The organism is Natronobacterium haloterrestre (assembly GCF_900112205.1).
Classification (GTDB): domain Archaea; phylum Halobacteriota; class Halobacteria; order Halobacteriales; family Natrialbaceae; genus Natronobacterium; species Natronobacterium haloterrestre.
This window is the reverse complement of record NZ_FOKW01000006.1, coordinates 161,207-178,981: the sequence shown is the minus strand read 5'-3', so window position 1 is coordinate 178,981 and position 17,775 is coordinate 161,207. Positions and strand designations below refer to the sequence as shown.

Annotated in this window: 14 protein-coding genes; 8 read left to right on the top strand and 6 right to left on the bottom strand. The window is 68.3% G+C overall.

Annotation, left to right across the window (positions count from 1 at the left end):
- Positions 1-110: 110 nt before the first annotated feature.
- Positions 111-899, bottom strand: a complete 789-nt coding sequence (locus tag BM113_RS13020) for a TrmB family transcriptional regulator (protein WP_089788507.1) — start codon at positions 897-899, stop codon at positions 111-113.
- 378 nt (positions 900-1,277) lie between these two features.
- Entirely contained in the window at positions 1,278-2,450 is a 1,173-nt protein-coding gene (locus BM113_RS13010; RefSeq protein WP_089788506.1) for an MFS transporter, read from the bottom strand.
- A 303-nt stretch (positions 2,451-2,753) separates the two neighbouring features.
- Between BM113_RS13010 and BM113_RS13005 the strand changes: the two genes are divergently transcribed.
- From BM113_RS13005 to BM113_RS12980, 6 genes are all read left to right on the top strand, one after another.
- On the top strand, positions 2,754-4,202 hold the full coding sequence (locus BM113_RS13005; RefSeq protein WP_245758050.1) for a sodium:solute symporter family protein: 1,449 nt from the start codon (positions 2,754-2,756) through the stop codon (positions 4,200-4,202).
- Between the two features lie 96 nt (positions 4,203-4,298).
- On the top strand, positions 4,299-5,387 hold the full coding sequence (hemB, locus tag BM113_RS13000; RefSeq protein WP_089788504.1) for a porphobilinogen synthase: 1,089 nt from the start codon (positions 4,299-4,301) through the stop codon (positions 5,385-5,387).
- Between the two features lie 492 nt (positions 5,388-5,879).
- Positions 5,880-7,538: an ammonium transporter gene (locus BM113_RS12995; protein WP_089788503.1), complete on the top strand. Its 1,659-nt coding sequence runs from the start codon at positions 5,880-5,882 to the stop codon at positions 7,536-7,538.
- A gap of 110 nt (positions 7,539-7,648) precedes the next feature.
- Entirely contained in the window at positions 7,649-8,239 is a 591-nt protein-coding gene (locus tag BM113_RS12990) for a PH domain-containing protein (RefSeq protein ID WP_089788502.1), read from the top strand.
- 92 nt (positions 8,240-8,331) lie between these two features.
- A complete protein-coding gene (gene hemL / locus BM113_RS12985) occupies positions 8,332-9,678 on the top strand; it encodes a glutamate-1-semialdehyde 2,1-aminomutase (protein WP_089788501.1) in 1,347 nt (448 codons plus the stop codon).
- Positions 9,679-9,784: 106 nt separating this feature from the next.
- Positions 9,785-10,477 (top strand): hypothetical protein, encoded by a 693-nt coding sequence (locus tag BM113_RS12980; protein WP_394327719.1) that lies wholly within the window; start codon positions 9,785-9,787, stop codon positions 10,475-10,477.
- 8 nt (positions 10,478-10,485) lie between these two features.
- On the opposite strand, the gene BM113_RS12975 is transcribed toward BM113_RS12980, so the two are convergent.
- From BM113_RS12975 to BM113_RS12960, 4 genes are all read right to left on the bottom strand, one after another.
- Complete coding sequence (locus BM113_RS12975) at positions 10,486-11,331, bottom strand: ABC transporter permease (protein WP_089788500.1); 846 nt, start codon at positions 11,329-11,331, stop codon at positions 10,486-10,488.
- Entirely contained in the window at positions 11,328-12,287 is a 960-nt protein-coding gene (locus BM113_RS12970; RefSeq protein ID WP_089788612.1) for an ABC transporter ATP-binding protein, read from the bottom strand. The genes BM113_RS12975 and BM113_RS12970 overlap by 4 nt, the downstream gene beginning before the upstream one ends.
- A 71-nt stretch (positions 12,288-12,358) precedes the next feature.
- Positions 12,359-13,003: an organomercurial lyase gene (gene merB, locus BM113_RS12965; RefSeq protein ID WP_089788499.1), complete on the bottom strand. Its 645-nt coding sequence runs from the start codon at positions 13,001-13,003 to the stop codon at positions 12,359-12,361.
- 77 nt (positions 13,004-13,080) lie between these two features.
- Positions 13,081-15,396 (bottom strand): nitric-oxide reductase large subunit, encoded by a 2,316-nt coding sequence (locus BM113_RS12960; RefSeq protein ID WP_089788498.1) that lies wholly within the window; start codon positions 15,394-15,396, stop codon positions 13,081-13,083.
- A 403-nt stretch (positions 15,397-15,799) separates the two neighbouring features.
- Here BM113_RS12960 and hemC point away from each other — a divergent pair, with 403 nt between their 5' ends.
- Both hemC and cobA read left to right on the top strand, forming a co-directional pair.
- Positions 15,800-16,933 carry a hydroxymethylbilane synthase gene (gene hemC, locus BM113_RS12955; protein WP_089788497.1) on the top strand — a complete coding sequence of 378 codons (1,134 nt, stop codon included), beginning with the start codon at positions 15,800-15,802 and terminating at the stop codon, positions 16,931-16,933.
- A gap of 1 nt (position 16,934) precedes the next feature.
- Positions 16,935-17,774: a uroporphyrinogen-III C-methyltransferase gene (gene cobA, locus BM113_RS12950; protein ID WP_089788496.1), complete on the top strand. Its 840-nt coding sequence runs from the start codon at positions 16,935-16,937 to the stop codon at positions 17,772-17,774.
- The last annotated feature ends 1 nt before the right edge of the window (position 17,775 follow it).

The following is a 17,775-nucleotide window of genomic DNA, read 5'->3' as shown; positions in this document are numbered from 1 at the left end:
TCGGACGATCACTTAAAAGTACGGACTCGAAGTCGGCCACACCGACGCCCGGCCGTATTCCGGGCCGGCGATTCGCCGGCGTCGCGGTTCGTCTCGAGGTCGCCTCTGTGTCAGCGATCGACGTCGCGGCGCTCGAGTCTGTCGTCGAGCAGTTCGCGCATCCAGGCGGCGAACCCGTGATCCCGGCCGTAGGTCCAGACCGCCGTCTCGTGGACGACGTCCGGGAGGTCGCTCTCCTTGAGCCCCGAGGCGACCACCGCCTCGCCGTCGACGAGCAACAGTTTCGCCGGCCGTTCCTCGTTGACGGCGGTCGTCGTCTGCAACTCCTCGGCGACGACCACCGTCGCCTCCGGCACCTCCTCGTGGAACGCCTCGCGGTCGTCCTCGGTCGGTACTTCGACGACGACCTCGGGCTCCCCTTCGGCGACGTCACACAGGTCGGCGTAGACCTCCCGGTCGATCGAATCCGGGGCGGCGGCGACCAGATGGATCGAGTCGTCGGCCTCCTCGAGAAACGTGACGATCCGGTCGGTGACGTACTCCGGGCGCGAGATGGCCCAGGTTCCCTCGTTCTCCCTGGAGTCGGGCCGCTCGAGTTGTTGCAGCGCGTTCTCGGCGGCGTTGATTCGGGAATCGTAGTCGTCGCGGATCCGCTCGATGGCCAGGTCGATCGAGATGGCCCGGTACTCCCGCGGGTCGGACTGCTGGACGGTGACCAGTCCCTTCCGGTCGAGGCGTTCGATCGTGTCGTACACGCGCGAGCGCGGAACCTCGGCGACGTCGCTGATCTCCTTGGCCGTTCCGGAGGAAATACGAGCGAGCGCGACGAAACACCGGGCCTCGTACTCCGTGAGCCCGAGTTCGGTCAGCGATCTGACGGCCTCCTCGCTGTTTGACACGGATCGGCTACGTTCTGGGGCGGCTAAAGGTCGGAGCTTTCGACTGACGTGTGCCGAGCTGCGGCCCGCTCGCGGTCGTCTCCGGGCGTCGGCGCGGGTCCGTCCCCGAGCAGCCGGAACTCGGTCCCGCCGCAGGGACAGCCGTCGGTACTCCCGATCGGGTGCAGAACGTCTGTCCCAGAGATCCGGACCGCCAGGGCCCGTCCACAGTCGACACACGTGGCCGCGCCTCGAGTCCTGTTCTTCGCGGTCATCGACGCTCGGTATTCGGCCGCCACGTATAACACGTCCGGGAGTTCGACGGGGGTACCAGCCCTCGTGTTCCGGACGTAACAACGAGGTCGTGGTCGCCCCGATAGACCGGTACAGCAATCCGTATCAGTACCCGAGCGAGAGCGCCCGGTTGACCACCAGCGCGACGAACACGAGCGCCAGCAGTCCGCCGAGTACGGCGAAGGAGACCCCCCAGCCGAAGAGATCGGCCAGGATCCCCGTACAGACCGAGCCGAGCGCGCCGACGAACCCGTAGACGGTCCGGACGAGGCCGAAGCCCGCACCTCGCTCCTCCTCGCCGAGGACGTCCATGAACCGCGGCAACAGCGCGGCCCCCCAGCCGAGCCCCGTTCCGATCAGGAGGACCGCCCCGCCGAGCGCGATCCGGCCCGGAACGGCCACCAGCAGGCCGAACCCGGTCGACGCGAGGACCATACAGCCGGCCGTCGCCAGGTCCCGGCCGTACCGGTCCGAGACCGCCCCGACGCCGACCTGCGTGATCGCCTGCACGACGAAGTAACTCGCGAACACCACCCCCGCGAACTCCGTCGACTGGCCGCGGTGCTCGACGAGGAAGGTCGGCAGGAACGAGGAGGTCGCCTGCCAGACGAACGCCGCGAGGATCGCGAGCACGACCGGGAACGCGATCTCCGGCCGCGAGAGCAACTCGAGGATGGGTTCTAGCTCGAGGCGGTCGCGGACGGGTTCGTCCGGCCGGCGCGGCTCGGTGGGGCGAACTCGCCACGCGAACAGCACGAAGACGGGGACGGCGGCCGCGGCGCCGATCGCGACGGCGGGCCGCCAGCCGTAGCGGACCCCGATCCAGGCGGCGATCGGCGGCGCGATCAGTCCCGCGAGGGGGCCGCCGCTGTTGTGGACGCCGATCGCGGTGCCGATCTCGTCGTAGGTCCGCGTGAGCAGCGTCGTCGCGACGCTGTAGTGGAGTCCGGCGACGGCCCCCAGGAGGAGCGTCCCGAGCAGGAAGATCCCGAACAGCGGCGCGACGGCGAGGAAGACGCTCGCGACGGCGGTTCCGCCGACGGCGACGAGGATGACAGGTCGTTCGCCGTGGCGATCGGCGAACAGGCCGCTGGGGAACTGCGAGAGGAAGTAGGTCATCCACATCCCCGTCAGCGCGATCCCGATCACCGAGTTCGAGACGCCGAAGTCCTCGGTGACCATCGGGACGACCGGACTGATCGCCAGCCGACCGACCATCGTCGCGAAGAACGCGAGCGTGCTCAACACGAGCACCGTCTCTCGGTAGCGCCACCTCATTCACATGGCCTCCGTCTCGTCGTCATCGATGCCGATCGTGTGACCGTCGCTTCCCTCCGCAAATGAGGGTGTTGATCTCGGCAACGGGGCGGCCTTTCGAAGGACGGAACCCGTGGGCTCGGGGCCCCAGGGGTGGCTCGGCCTCGAGTCGCCTGTTATGTGGCATTTGCGAGCAAGGCGTGGGCCTAATCCCCACCCCGTGAAACCGTATAGCATGTTTCACAGCGGCGATAACAGGGCGGCGAGTCGCGCCGACGTGGTACCGTGATCGACGGCGTGTCTAGCGATCCGGTAGTGGTGGCGATGGTGCTCTATTTCGCGGTGACGCTCGCCGTCGGCCTGTGGTACGGCCGCGGGGCTGGCGAGGGGTACGTCGAGTTCACGCTCGCCGGGCGAAACCTGAGCCTCCCGGTCTACCTGATGACCTACTTCGCGACGTTTACCGGGGGCGGGCTGACGATGGGGATCGCCCAGCAGGCGTTCGTCGAGGGGATCAGCGCGCAGTGGTACGCGATGACCCAGGGGCTGGCCTGGATGACGATGGCGCTGTTTATCGGGTTCATCTACTCGTTCGAGGTCGTGAGCGTCCCCGAACTGCTCGGGCGCGTCTACGGCGAGTACACCAAGTACTTCGCCGGGCTGTTTACCGTCGTCGGGCAGGTCGCACTCACGGCCGGACAGACGATCGGCATGGCGTCCGTTCTCTCGGTCGTCACGGGACTCGACCTCTCGACGGCGTTCTGGGTCAGCGTGGCGGTGTTCGTCGGCCTCACCGCGTACGGCGGGATGAACACGGTCGCGTACACCGACACGCTCCACGGCGTCGTCATAATCGTCGGGATGATCGTCGCGATCCCGCTGGCGCTCTCGAACGCCGGGGGCGTCGGCGCGGTCACCGCGGAGGTCTCCCAGGGTCACCAGAACTGGTTCGGCGTCGGCCTCGTCCAGATCGGCACCTGGTACCTGATGTACATCACCGTTGCCGGCGCACAACAGCAGATGCTCCAGCGCACGTGGTCCGCCCGGAGCCGAAAGGTCGCGATGTTCGGCACCTTCCTCGCCGGCACCATCATCACGGGCTACGGGATCCTCACCGCGACGGCGGGGATGATCGCCAACGCACAGGGGGCCGAGATCGAGTCGTCGATGGCGTTCGCCTGGACGATCACGAACACCCTCCCCGACGCCTTCGCGGGCCTGTTGCTCGCCGCCGCCGTCTCCTCGGTCATCACGGGGGCGGACTCGTTTCTGCTCGCCGGCGCGACGAGTTTCATCAACGACCTCTACATCCCGTTCCGCGGCGGGCGCGACGAACTCTCGGACGCCCACCTCGTCGTCGTCACCCGGCTGACGATCGTCGCGTTCGGGGTCGGGGCCGCGCTGATCGCCTTCAGCGGGATCGAAATCATCGTCATCAACACGCTCGGGATGGGCATCATGTCCGTGCTGTTCGCCGGCCTGGTGATGATGCTCTGGGACGGCACCGTCCGCGAGGCGGGCCTGCCCGGCTTCGTCGTCGGCGGACTCGTCTTCGTCGGCTGGGAGTTCGGACTGGGCTCTCCCGAACTCTTCGGCCAGGGCCAGGTCGAACCAGCGGTCCCCGCGACGGCCGCGGCGATCCTCACCATCTGGGCCATCAGCGTGGCCTACGACGGGGAGCGGTTCAACAACGAGACGATCCGGGAACACGCGAGCCGGGACATGAACCGGCTGAACGCCGGTGAAGTGACCGACGTCGCGGACGACGACTGAACGTCGATCGGTCGAGGGGCGCAGCGCAGCGCTCGTCGACCCTCGAGACCTACCGAGAGCGCGCCGTTTTTGACCCGGCCGTCTGTAGGATCCCGCATGGACCTCACCCATCGCCCCCGACGGCTCCGCCAGGACGGCGTCCGCGGGCTCGTCAGCGAGACGAGCCTCGAGCCCACCGACCTCATCGCCCCGGTGTTCGTCGACGCGACGACCGACGAGCGCCGGCCGATCGAGTCGATGCCGGGCCACGAACGCGTCCCGCTCGAGGCGGCCGTCGACCGCGTCGAGGAAGTCCTGGAGACGGGCGTCGAGGCTGTCATGCTGTTCGGCGTCCCCGAATCCAAAGACTCCGAGGGGACTCGCGCGTGGGCCGACGACGGCGTCGTCCAGGAGGCGACCCGCCGGATCACCGCCGAGACGGACGCTTACGTCGTCACCGACGTCTGCCTCTGTGAGTACACCGACCACGGCCACTGCGGGACCCTGGAGGGGAGGCTCCGGGACGGTTCGGACGACGGAACCGAGGGCAGCCTCCAGGACGGCTCGAGCGACGGAACCGGAGACGGTCACGTTCCCGGCGAGGGCCACTCGCTCCCCGAGGACCCGTCGATCACCGTCGACAACGACGCCACCCTCGAGTCGCTCCGGAAGATCGCGGTCTCACACGCCGACGCCGGCGCGGACATGGTCGCGCCGAGCGGGATGATGGACGGGATGGTCGGCGCGATCCGGGAGGCCTTAGACGCCGCCGACCACGAACACGTCCCGATCATGAGCTACGCCGCCAAGTACGAGAGCGCCTTCTATGGCCCCTTCCGGGACGCCGCCGACGGCGCGCCCGCCTTCGGCGACCGCCGCCACTACCAGATGGACCCCGCGAACGCCCGCGAGGCCGTCCGCGAGGTCGCACTGGACGTCGAACAGGGCGCGGACGTCCTGATGGTCAAACCCGCCCTCCCCTACCTCGACATCGTCGCCGACGTCCGCCGGGAGTTCGATCATCCCGTCGCCGCGTACAACGTCTCCGGCGAGTACGCGATGCTACACGCCGCCGCCGAGAAGGGCTGGCTGGATCTCGAGGCAGTCGCGCTCGAGTCGCTGCTGTCGATCAAGCGGGCGGGCGCGGACCTGATCCTGACCTACTTCACCGAGGACGTCGCATCGCGATTGACCGAGGACGACTGATACGGATTGCTGTAACTGTTTACCGGTGCAACCGCAGGGCGGTCGCGGTTGCGCCGGTAATGACTTACAGCAGTCCGTATGACCCCACAGCCCCCATCATTCTGACGAACGTCCATTCGGATCGACGGCCCCTCGAGTCCGTGGCAACATCTGCCGCGCACGAGCGTGACGTGCTCGCACGGACCGACGATACGACCGAATCCCCTCCGAGTACCCCGTGATAGCCCGCTCGACGGGTTGACGAACGTCGAAACCCGGCCGCGAAAGCGACCGAACCGCGGCGGAAATACCCTTATACACATTAGATCGCCTTTAGATTTGGTCGTTCGTCCCTATTACACCAGCGTAATTCGACGGACGTTAACGCTAACCCTTATATTCAACTCTACCATCCACCACAATCGTGATTCGAAATACGATCGTGCGGAAGAATAGCGTAGAAATAGACGTCCGTATACAAACTGACGGCTGCTCCGGAGAGGTGGTCGCCTGATGGAGCCGACGATCCTGCAGACCGACGCCGAGGTGTTGATGGAGTCGCTCAACGCCACGTGGATCCTGGTCGTCACGTTCCTCATCTTCTTCATGCACGCCGGCTTCGCCATGCTCGAGGCGGGACAGGTGCGCTCGAAGAACGTGGCGAACCAGCTGACGAAGAACTTGCTGACCTGGAGCGTCGGCGTGACGGTCTTCTTCCTGATCGGCGTCGGGATAGAGGGCGTCGTCGCCGGAAGCGGCTTCGAACCGGCCTTTACCGCCGAGGCGAGTAGCTGGATCGACTGGCTGTACGGCGCGGTCTTCGCCATGACCGCGGCGACGATCGTCTCCGGCGCGGTCGCGGGCCGCGCGAAACTGCGTGCGTACGTCGGCTACACCTTCCTGCTGGCGGCGGTCATCTACCCCGTGGTCACGGGCCTGACCTGGGCCGGCGGCCACATCGGGGCGGTCACCGGAACGCCGTTCGCCGACTTCGCGGGCGGGATGATCGTCCACGGGATGGGCGGCATCGCCGGGCTCACCGCCGCGTGGGTGCTGGGCCCGCGCATGGACCGGTACAACGAGGACGGCACCGCGAACGTCATTCCCGGCCACTCGCTGACGTTCGCCGTGCTCGGCACGCTGATCCTCGCGTTCGGCTGGTACGGGTTCAACGTCGGGACGTCGGCCATCTTCGGTGACGGCGCGTTCCTCGGCGACCAGCTCGGGCGCGTCGCCATGACGACCACGATCTCGATGGCCTGCGGCGCGATGGGTGCCGGCCTGGTCGCCTGGCTCAAGACGGGCAAGGTCGACACGCTGTACGTCGCCAACGGCCTGCTCGCCGGCCTCGTCGGCATCACGGCGATCCCCGACACCACCGCGTGGTGGGGCGCGTTCGTCGTCGGCGGCCTCGCCGGAGCGCAGTTGCCGCTCGTCTTCGAGTTCGTCGAACAGTACCTGAAGATCGACGACGTCTGTGCGGTCTTCCCGGTCCACGGATCGGCCGGCGTCCTGGGCACCCTGCTGTTCCCCTTCGTCGCCGCGCCGGGCGTCGTCGAGAGCGTCGGCACCGCCTTCGCGACGCAGGTGCTCGGCGTCGTCGTCATCACCGCCTGGACGGTCGGCGCGACCGCCGTCATCTGGTTCGCGTTCAAGGCTATCGGTCAGGCCCGCGTCTCGCCCGAACACGAACGCGACGGGCTCGACGTCTCCGAACACGGCGTCGACACCTACCCCGAGTTCGGCAAGCCCGAGGTCGCGACCGACGGGGGCGCCGTCGACGACGACTCGACGGTCGTCCGCGCGGACGGCGGCAACCCGAACGACGGTGAGATCAAACTGGTCACCGCGATCATCCGCCCCGACCGACTGGGCGAGGTCAAGACGGCGCTTGCGGACGTCGGTGCCCCCTCGCTGACGGTCACCGACGTCTCCGGCCGCGGCTCACAGCCCGCGAAGAAGGGCCAGTGGCGCGGCGAGGAGTACACGGTCGACCTCCACCAGAAGGCCAAAGTCGAGTGCGTCGTCTCGGACGTCCCCGCCGAGGAGGTCGTCGAGGCCATCGGCGAGGCCGCGAACACCGGCGAACCGGGCGACGGCAAGATCTTCGTCCACCCCGTCGAGGACGCCTACCAGATCCGGACCGGCAAGAGCGGATCCGAAGCGGTCTGATCGACGGAGAAACGGAGAATACGTCTTTTCCTGCGGAGCACCCCGTTCGGTCCGAACGAAACTCGAGACGCCACCACGCTTATCAACCCGAGTTATCTGTTAGCGAACGAATGAGTGGGCGGAGCGATCGATCGACGGTGTCGTACGACGAGAGCGAGGCGGCCGACGACTCGAGTCCGTCGGAGGAAACCGGGTCGTCGGGGCCCGCCTCGAGGACGCACCCGCCGCTTCTGGACGACGAGACGATCCTCGTCGACGAGCGGCCGACGTGGTGGGCCTGGGCCGGACACCTCGCTCTCGCGGTGGTGTTCGTACTCGGTGGGCTCGCTATCGCCACGCAGGAGGCAGCGTTCGGACTGCTGGGAGTCGTCGCGGGCCTGGCCGTCGCGGGCTACGCCTGGTACCGGCGCAACCGCGTCCGCTACCTCGTGACGGATCGCCGGATCGTGGTCGTCGCCGGGTTCTCGGCCAGGACGACGACCGAGGCGTGGATCGAGGACGTAAACGGCCTCGAGACGAAGACGACCGCGTTCAGCCGCAACCGGGGGTACGGGACGGTGACGGTCTCGCGTGTCTTTTCTACGGGCAGTTTCGGCCGGAAGGGGCTCCGGCTCCGGGGGCTGCCGGCGTTCGAGCGAGCGACGGAGACGATCCGACGGCGCAAGTCCGCCCTCGCCAACGAGGGCGGGGACGGTCGCTGACCCGGGGCCAGCGCCGGTCGAGGGATTCGCGTCCTCGAGAGCGCCGGCCGAACCTCGGTACTACTTTGGCGTCCGCCCCCCAAGCCCCGCGTATGAACGACGACAACTCGCGGGAGTTGTACGACAGGGCGCTGTCGGTCATGCCCGGCGGCGTCAACTCGGCGGTTCGAGCGGCGATCGAACCCTACCCGTTCTTCGTCCGGAAGGGCGACGGCGGCCACGTCGTCGACGCCGACGGTAACCGCTACGTCGACTGGGTGATGGGGCTCGGTCCCCTCCTCCTGGGGCACGACCTCCCCGATCCCGTACAGGCGGGGATCCAGCAGCGAGCAAGCGAAGGACCGATGTACGGCGCGCCGACCGAGATCGAGGTCGACCTCGCGGAGTTCGTCGTCCGCCACGTCCCGTCGGTCGAGAAGATCCGGTTCGTCAACTCGGGGACGGAGGCGACCACCTCGGCCGTTCGGCTGGCCCGGGGCTACACCGGCCGGAACAAGATCGTCGTCAACCAGGGCGGCTACCACGGCGCACAGGAGTCGACGCTCGTCGAAGGCGATCACGAGAACCCCGCGCCCTCCTCGGCCGGCGTGCCGCAGGCGTTCGCCGAGCACACCCTGCCGGTCCCGTTCAACGACGAGGAGGCCGTCCGCGAGGTCTTCGAGGAACACGGCGACGACATCGCGGCGGTCATGACCGAACCCATCCTGGGGAACTACGGGATCGTCCACCCCGAGGAGGGATACCACGAGTTCCTCCGGGAGATCACCGACGAGCACGGCTCGCTGCTGATCTTCGACGAGGTCATCACCGGCTTCCGCGTCGGCGGCCTCGGCTGTGCACAGAGCGAGTTCGGCGTCACGCCGGACCTGACCACCTTCGGAAAGATCGTCGGCGGCGGCTTCCCCGTCGGCGCGATCGGCGGCCGCGCCGAGATCGTCGAACAGTTTACTCCCTCGGGCGACGTCTTCCAGGCCGGCACCTTCTCCGGCCATCCGGTCACGATGGCCGCCGGCCTCGAGACGCTCAAGTTCGCGGCCGAGAACGACGTCTACGACCACGTCAACGAACTGGGCGACCGGCTCCGTCGCGGCCTGACCGAGATCGTCGCCGACCAGGCACCCCAGTACACCGTCACCGGCACCGACAGCATGTTCAAGGTGATCTTCACCCGGGACGGCCCCGGGGCGAACGCCCTCGAGGAGCAGTGCGAGGCCGGCTGTCGGCAGGACCCCACCTGCCCGCGCTACGATTACTGTCCGAAAAACGCGGGCGACGTCAAGAACGCCGACACGGACCGCTGGCGGCGGATCTTCTGGGGCCAGATGAAAGAGCAGGGCGTGTTCCTCTCGCAGAACCAGTTCGAGTGCCAGTTCGTGAGCTACGCCCACACCGAGGAGGACGTCGAGCGGACGCTCGAGGCGTACAAGGAAGCGCTGTAGCGGTGCGGGCCAGACGGCCCTCCCGTCCCTCACGGCGGAACCGGAGCGGGCCCCAACGGTTCCCGCTCTCGCGACCCCGACCCGACGGTCGCACGGTCGAGATTCGATGATTCAGGTGCCGACGCACGTCGACGACATCGGCTGGGCCCGGCTCGCGGAGCGGCTCTGCTATCTCTTCCCGCCGGTCGTCGGCGTCGGCGCCGTCGGCGTGCTCGAGGACCTCGACCCCGGCGTCCCCGGTCTCTCGTGGGGGCTGTTCCTCGTCGGGACGGCCGGCTACACGCTCCTGACGCTCGGGATGACGCTGGCGCTGTTCTTCGACGCGGACCGGATCCGGCGCCAGCCCCGGGCGAGCGGTAACTGGCGTCCGCGGCCGTGGATCAACGCCGCGTTCGCGCTCCTGTGGGCGCCGGCCGCGGGCGTCGTCTACCTGGCGCGACGACACCGCCGGTTCGGGACGCCCCCGGGGTGGTCGGGCTGGTGGGTCGTCGTCGCGCTGTCGCTCGCGACGACGCTGTTCGGGCTCGTCGCCGCGGGCGTCTCGATCCTCCTCTCGATCCCCGGCCTGCTGGTGACCGGGGCCGGGCTCGCCGGTGCGGTCGCGTTCGGGGCGTTTCCGGTCGCGATCCACCGGGACGCGGCCTACGTCTGTACGGAAAGCGACTCGTGGCGACCCAATCCGGGGGTGTACCTCGCGCTGGCGTTCCTCTCGCTTTCGGTCCCGCCGGTCCAGCCGGCCCTCGCGGGGTACTACCTGTATCACCGTCGCGAGGCGATCGGTGTGCCGGCCCTCGACTGAGGCCGTCGTCAGGTGATGTCGGCCCGCTCGAACCGGTACCAGCCGATCGCCACCGGAACGACCAGCCACCCGAACAGGATCGCGACCGCGATTTCGGGCTGGACGTACCAGGAGAGCGACTCGCGTGCCGGGAGGCCGATCGCCTCGGTGAGTTCCGCGGGGAGCACGAGCATCGTCGACGCCAGATAGGCGCGGGTCGGGTTCGAGAGAATCCCGAGGAACTGGATCGCGTCCGCGCCGAGGCCGAGGCCAAGCAACTCGTTCGCGACGTACTCGAGCGCCGCCAGCCCGGAGACGTCGTCGAACAGCGTCACCAGGTTCGTCGCGAAGTAGAACCCGATCGCGCCGGCCATGGCGCGCGCTCGAGTGGCCGTCGACGCGGAGACGGCGATCGCGACCGACACGTACGCCAGCGCGTACAGCGTCGTCAGCGCCGCCGTGCCCGCGAACACGGCCGGATCGAACGCGGGGAACCAGACCGCGGCGAGGCCGGCCGCGATCGTGAACGCGACGGCCAGCGACGCAGCGACGACGACCGCCCGCGAGACGTACTTCCCGAGGACGACGTCCCGGCGGCTGACCGGCGTCGACAGCAGGGAGACGATGCTCCCGGATTCGCGCTCGCCGGCGATCGCGAGGTACGCCGACACGAGCGCGATCGCGGGGATGAACGCCGCGCCGACGACGACCATGTTCCAGACGGCCATCCTGGCGTCGGACGGCCCGCCGGTTCCAAACCGGACCTGCGCGAACAGCAGTACGATCAGGGTCGTGTAGAGGCCGCCGACGAACCGGACGGTCCTGGCCCGCCGGACGTCGAGGAAGTCCTTGGCGACGACGGTGCGGACGCTCATTCCTCCACCTCCGCGAGCCGGGAACGGTCGGCCGACTCCGCCGATCGCTCCGTCGAACCGGCCGACGTGTACGTGGCGAACAGTCGCTCGAGCGACGTCCCCTCCGAGCGGACGTCGAGGACGCGAGCGTGCCGGGCGACGCGGGCGACGACCTCGCCTTTCGCCGTCGCGTCCGCGAGGTCGACCCGCAGCGTGGTCCCGTCGACCGCGACCCCGTCGACGCCCGGCACCGCCTCGAGCGCGAGGTCGGGGGGCACGCGTTCGACCTCGAGGACGATCGACGCGTCGAGGTCCAGTTCGGCCCGCAGTTCCGGGATCGTCCCCGTGGCGACGAGTCGGCCGTCGGCCATGATCCCGACCCGGTCACTGACCGCCTCGACCTCCCCGAGCACGTGACTGGAGAAGAACACCGTCCGGCCGTCGTCGGCCTCCTCGCGGACGATCTCGCGGAACCGTCGCGAGCCGGTCGGATCGAGGCCGGCGGACGGCTCGTCGAGGATCAGCAGGTCGGGGTCGCCGGCGAGCGCCATCGCCAGCGAGAGCCGCTGGCGCATTCCCGTGGAGTAGCCGCCGACGGGCCTGTCGCCCGCCTCGAGCGGGAGGCCGACCCGCTCGAGCAGCGCCGTCGCGTCGACGGCGACGTCGTGTGCGCGGGCGGTCCACTCGAGGTGTTCGCGACCGGTCAGCCTGTCGTAGAGCGGGTTCCCCTCGGGGACGACGCCGGTCCGTCGGCGGATCCGGTCGGCGTCGGTCCGCGGGTCGTGGCCGAGAACCCGGACCGAGCCGGCTGTCGGCCGGACGAAATCGAGCAGGACGTTGATCACGGTCGACTTCCCGGCCCCGTTGGGGCCGAGGAAGCCGAACACTTCTCCCTTCCACACTTCCAGGTCGAGCGAGTCGACGGCGACGACGTCGTCGAACCGTTTCGTGAGGCCGTCGGTACGGATCGCTGGCATCATACACTTCGTACAACGGTGATTCGAAAGGGCCGTTTGCCGGGTATGGTGGGACGGTTTATACCGCCGGGTCACTCGACGAGCGCCTCGGCCAGGTCCGTCGCGCCGGCGAGCGGCATCGCCACGGTCGCGGCCGGGGCTCGCGACGCCCACCGGTCGTACGCCTCGCGGTCCGGGAACGCCCTGACGTACGGGCAGACGGTCGCGTAGACGTCCTCGAGGGTCGGCTCCGCTTTCGCCCCGCCTCCCGGCCGGTCGACGTCGGTCTCGACCCCGAACGAAACGACGGCGCTCGGCGGGGTCGGGGTCACCTCGTCGCCGGTCGCGCGGGCCTCGATCGGCGTCCCGTCGGGGCTCTCGGTGTGGATACGGACCGGTTCGTCGGCGACCGCGGCCAGGATCACGGCGTCGTACACGCACCGGAAGTCGTATCGTTCCCCGCCCGCACCGCCGAGTTCGCCCCAGTGGGCCGTCTCCCCCTCGGCGTGACAGAGCTCCTCGAGGCCGATGCCGCCGGTCAGCCGGCGACACTCGGCGACCCACTCCTCGAGGGTGGCGACCGGGTCGGTTCCGACGAGTCGTCCCAGCGCCGTCCCCAGGTCGTCCGGGATCGGCGCCTCGAGGGTCGGCTCGGGCCTGTCCGGGAGCCAGCGTCCGGAATCGGCGCTCGGTTCGTCGACGTCGGGATCGCTACGATCGGTACGATCGTTCCCCATACTCGGCTATACCGGGCGGAGCGACACCCGCGTGACTCCCACGATAGTGGGAGGGTTTAAAAAGGACAGCGGAGCCGTCAGTCGTCGTCGCTAACCGGCTCGACGGGCTCGTCGACCGCGAAGATCCGGTCGGCGATGACGTGGTCATCGGTCGTCGAGTCGGTCGGCTTCCGCTGGAACAGCAGCTTCGCGGCGACGTCCCAGGCGAAGACGACCGCGCCGAGGATCAACAGCGTGTCGCCGGGCATGCGCAGCCAGAACAGCGTCTGGATCAGCCCACCCTCGTAGAACTCGAGGGCGCGGGCGGCGGCGTACCCCTCGGTGAACGCGACCTCTAGCTGGAGGAAGCCGACGGGCAGCAACGACAGGAACAGCATGAGCGCCAGCCCGGCGTTACAGAGCCAGAACGACCAGCGCAGCCGTTTCTCGGACCACTTCTCGGACCGGGTGGTCACGCGCAGGATGTAGACGGCCATCCCCATCGCGAGGAAGCCGAACGCGCCGAACATCGCGCCGTGGGCGTGGGCCACCGTGAGGTAGGTCCCGCTCTGGAAGTAGCTGATCACCGGCAGGTTGATGAAGAAGCCGATGACGCCGGCCCCGAAGAAGTTCCAGACGCTCGAGGCGACGATGAAGTAGAAGGCCATCCGGTAGGGGAACGACTTCCCGGCGCCGCTCATGGCGCGGTACTGCCCCAGCGCCTCGTAGAGGATAAAGAGCAGCGGGATGAACTCGATGGTCGAGAAGACGCTGCCGATCGGCAGCCAGACCTCGGGGAGGCCGGCCCACCAGTAGTGGTGGGAGACCCCGATGATGCCGCTGCCCATCACGAGGGCGGCCTGGAAGATGACCGCCTTCTCGGCGGACTTCTTCGAGAGGAGGTTCATCGAGACGAGCGTCAGGGCGATGACGACGAGGATGAAGAACTCGAAGACGCCCTCGACCCACATGTGGACGACCCACCAGCGCCAGAACTCCGTCATGACGAAGTTCGTCTCCGGCGTGTAGAGGAACCCGGCCATGAACAGCAGGCCGATCGAGCCGCCCGCGTAGACGATCATGTGGGCCAGCCCGTAGCGCGGTTCGCGATCGAGCAGCGGTTTGAACCCGCGGGCGACGAGGGCCGTCCAGCCCAGGAAGCCGACCAGCAGGCCGGCCTGCCAGACGCGGCCGATCTCCAAGTACTCGAGGCCTTCGTTACCGAGCAGCCACCAGAACTGGCCGTCGAAGGCGTTGTTGATACCGAGCCAGATGCCGGCGAGGCCGCCGACGGCGACGACCAGCAACGCGCCGATCAGGCCCTTGACGTACAGCGCCTGCCGGCGGGGTTCACGACCGGTCAGCAGCGGCGCGAGGAACAGCCCTGCACCGAGCCACATCGTGGCGATCCAGAGGATCCCCAGGTCGACGTGCCAGGTGCGGGCGATCGTCCACGGGAGGAACTCGAGGATGTCGATCCCCAGCACCTCGTGGAGCCCGAAGAAGTCGTTGCGCTCGACGTAGTAGTGGGCGAGCAAGCCGCCCAGGAACGTCTGGAGGACGAACAGTAAGGCCCCGATGAGGATGAACCGCGTGCTCAGGAGCTGGCTCGGGGTCAGGTCGATCTCCTTCGGGTGGGGGATCGTGACGCCGTCGGCCTCGGGTTCGGGGAGTTCGATGGCCCGGTAGAGCCAGATCGCGAGCCCCGCGCCGCCGACGAGCAGGACCATCGCGATGACGCTCCAGGTCATCACGGGGCCGCCGGCGTCGTTACCCGCGGCGGGCGAGTACGGGAAGTCGTTGGTGAAGGAGGCGTCCGAGTCCGGACGATCGGTGTGGGAGATCCACGCGGTCCACAGCGCGAAGTCCGCGAACTGCTCGGCCTCCTCCTCGGTCGGGATCAGCCCCTCCTGAACCCCGCGTTCGCGGTCGCCCTCGTGGTAGCGCTCGACGTACTCCTGGCGCACCTGTTCGTGGGCGTAGGCCTCGGCCGCGGAGTACTCGACCTGCTCGCCGGGAGTGCTCGACTGGAGTTCCTGGCGAACCGTGGCGTCGATCGCTGCTTGTTCCGAGTTCTCGAGGTCCGCGTAGGCGGTTCCGTGTTCCTCCTGCGCGTAGTAATCGCGCATGTGCTCGGTCTTCAACTCGAGGCTGTCGGCGGTGTAGTCGACGTCGTAGTAGCTACCACGACCGAGCATCGACCCCTGGTTCATCAGCCCGTTCTCCTGGAAGACCATCTTCCCCTCCTGGACGTCGGCGCTTGTGGCGATGGTCTCGCCGTCCGGTCCGACGACCGTCTCCGGAATATCGGGGGAGTTCTGGTAGGAGAGCCACGCCCCGCCGCCCATCACGATGAGGTTCGCGACGAAGATGGCCGCGAGGAACGTAGCCAGTTGTTTTCTGGTTACTTTCATAGCCGACGTTCGACGGCCCTTTATAGTTAAACCGGACAGCAGTTCCTATACGCTGGAAAAGCCAGCGAACGTGTTCGGCGAGCCGGCTACGGGGCTCGAGGCGTTGGTTTGCTAGCGGCGACAATTTATTTAATGGTAGATCATGCAGTAGAGAGCGTCGGCGAAACGAATCGAACTCGTCGGACCGTCGGCCGTGTGGTCGTCTCACGGAAACGGTCATATGGACGGTCTTGATGGTTCGAGAAGGGAAAACCGAACATAGTGGTGAAAAAATACGTGCCGAAGGCCGTGCCACGATGACCTGCGGGGGACCGTACCGGAGACGAACCGACCCGAGGAGCCACGCTCGGTCGTCCGGCGGGCAAGCGTGCGCTTTTCATACCCGAGGCGAGGACTATCGGCCATGAAAACGCGCGGGACGCTACGACTTGCGACGCGGGGATCCACGCTGGCCCGACGACAGGCCGGGCTCGTCAAGGAGGCCCTCGAGGACCGGCGGTACGAGGTCGAACTCGTGACCGTCGAGACGACCGGCGACCAGATCAGGGACGAACTCATCCACCGGCTCGGCAAGACGGGCGCGTTCGTCCGCGAACTCGACGAACGCGTCCTCGAGGGCGACCTCGACGGCGCGATCCACTCGATGAAGGACATGCCGACCGAACAGCCCGACGAACTCGTCACGGCTGCGGTCCCCGAGCGGGGCCGGCCGGGCGACGTCCTCGTCACGCCCGACGGCTCGAGTCTCGAGGAGCTGCCGGAGGGAGCCACCGTCGGGACCTCGAGCCTGCGCCGGCGCGCGCAACTGCTTTCCGAACGGTCGGACCTCGAGGTCGAGCCGCTGCGGGGCAACGTCGACACGCGCCTCGAGAAACTGCTCGCACCCTCGCTGCAGGAGGAACACCGGAAACGGTCGGACGCCGAGGAGGAGCGAGAAGAGAGCGACGGGGACGACGAACCCGAGGACGAGTACGACCGCACCGTCGACGAGTGGTTCGACGACCTCTCGGAACTCGAGCGCCAGGCGCTGGGCCGGGAAGTCGAAACCGAGTACGACGCGATCGTACTCGCGGCCGCCGGCCTCGAGCGCACTGGACTGGCCCACTCCGTCGACTATCAGGAGTTGCCGACCGACACGTTCGTCCCCGCGCCCGGCCAGGGCGCGCTCGCGGTCACGGCGGCCGACGGCGAAACCGCGCGAGACATCCGCGAGGCGATCGATCACCCGCGCAGCCGCGTCGAGACGACCGTCGAACGGACTCTGCTCGCGGAGTTAGGCGGCGGCTGTATCGCGCCGATCGGCATCTACGGCGTCATCCAGGGCGAGTACGTCCGCACGAACGTCACCGTCTTCGACCGCGACGGCGAGGAGTCGGTCGTCGCGAGCCGGGACCTGCCCGTCGAGCGCCACGCCGAGGCGGCCCGGGAGTTCGCGGCCGACCTCGCCGACCGCGGCGCGGCCGACCTCATCGAGGCCGCCCGCGACGCAGCCGAGAGCAACGACACGACAGATACCGACCCACCGGAGGGGAAATGAGATGGAAATCGAGTACCACGGAGGCGAACCGGAACCCGGAACCGTCTACCTCGTCGGGAGCGGCCCCGGCGACCCCGGCCTGCTGACGGTCAAGGCGAAACGACTGCTCGAGCGAGCGGACGTCGTACTCCACGACAAGCTCCCGGGCCCCGAGATTCTCGGGGATCTCCCCGATGAGCGATGCATAGACGTCGGGAAGCGTGCCCACGGCGACCGGACGCCCCAGTCGGAGATCAACGAGCGACTGGTCGAACTCGCCGACGAGGGGAAAAGCGTCGTCCGACTCAAGGGGGGCGACTCGTTCGTCTTCGGTCGCGGCGGCGAGGAGGCGGAGTACCTCGCCGAGCACGGCGTCCCGTTCGAGGTCGTCCCGGCGGTCACCTCGGCGGTCGCCGCGCCGGCCGTCGCCGGCATCCCCGTGACCCACCGGGACCACGCCTCGTCGGTCTCGTTCGTGACCGGCCACGAGGACCCGACGAAGGAGGACTCGGCGGTCGACTGGGACGCGCTCGCCACGGCGGGCGGAACGATCGTCGTCCTGATGGGCGTCACCCGACTGCCCCAGTACGTCACGGCGCTGCGGGAGGGCGGGATGGACCCCGAAACGCCGGCCGCCCTCGTCGAACGCGGCACCTGGCAGGAACAGCGGGTCGCGACCGGGACCCTCGAGACGATCGTCGATGCCCGCGACGAGGTCGGGATCGAACCGCCGGCCGTGACGGTGATCGGCGAGGTCGCCGCCACCCGCGAGTCGGTGGTCGAGTTCCTCGAGAACGAACGAGAGCCGGGTCGGGCGGAATCCGAAACCGACGCCGTCCCGGCGGACGTACCCGACACCTAGC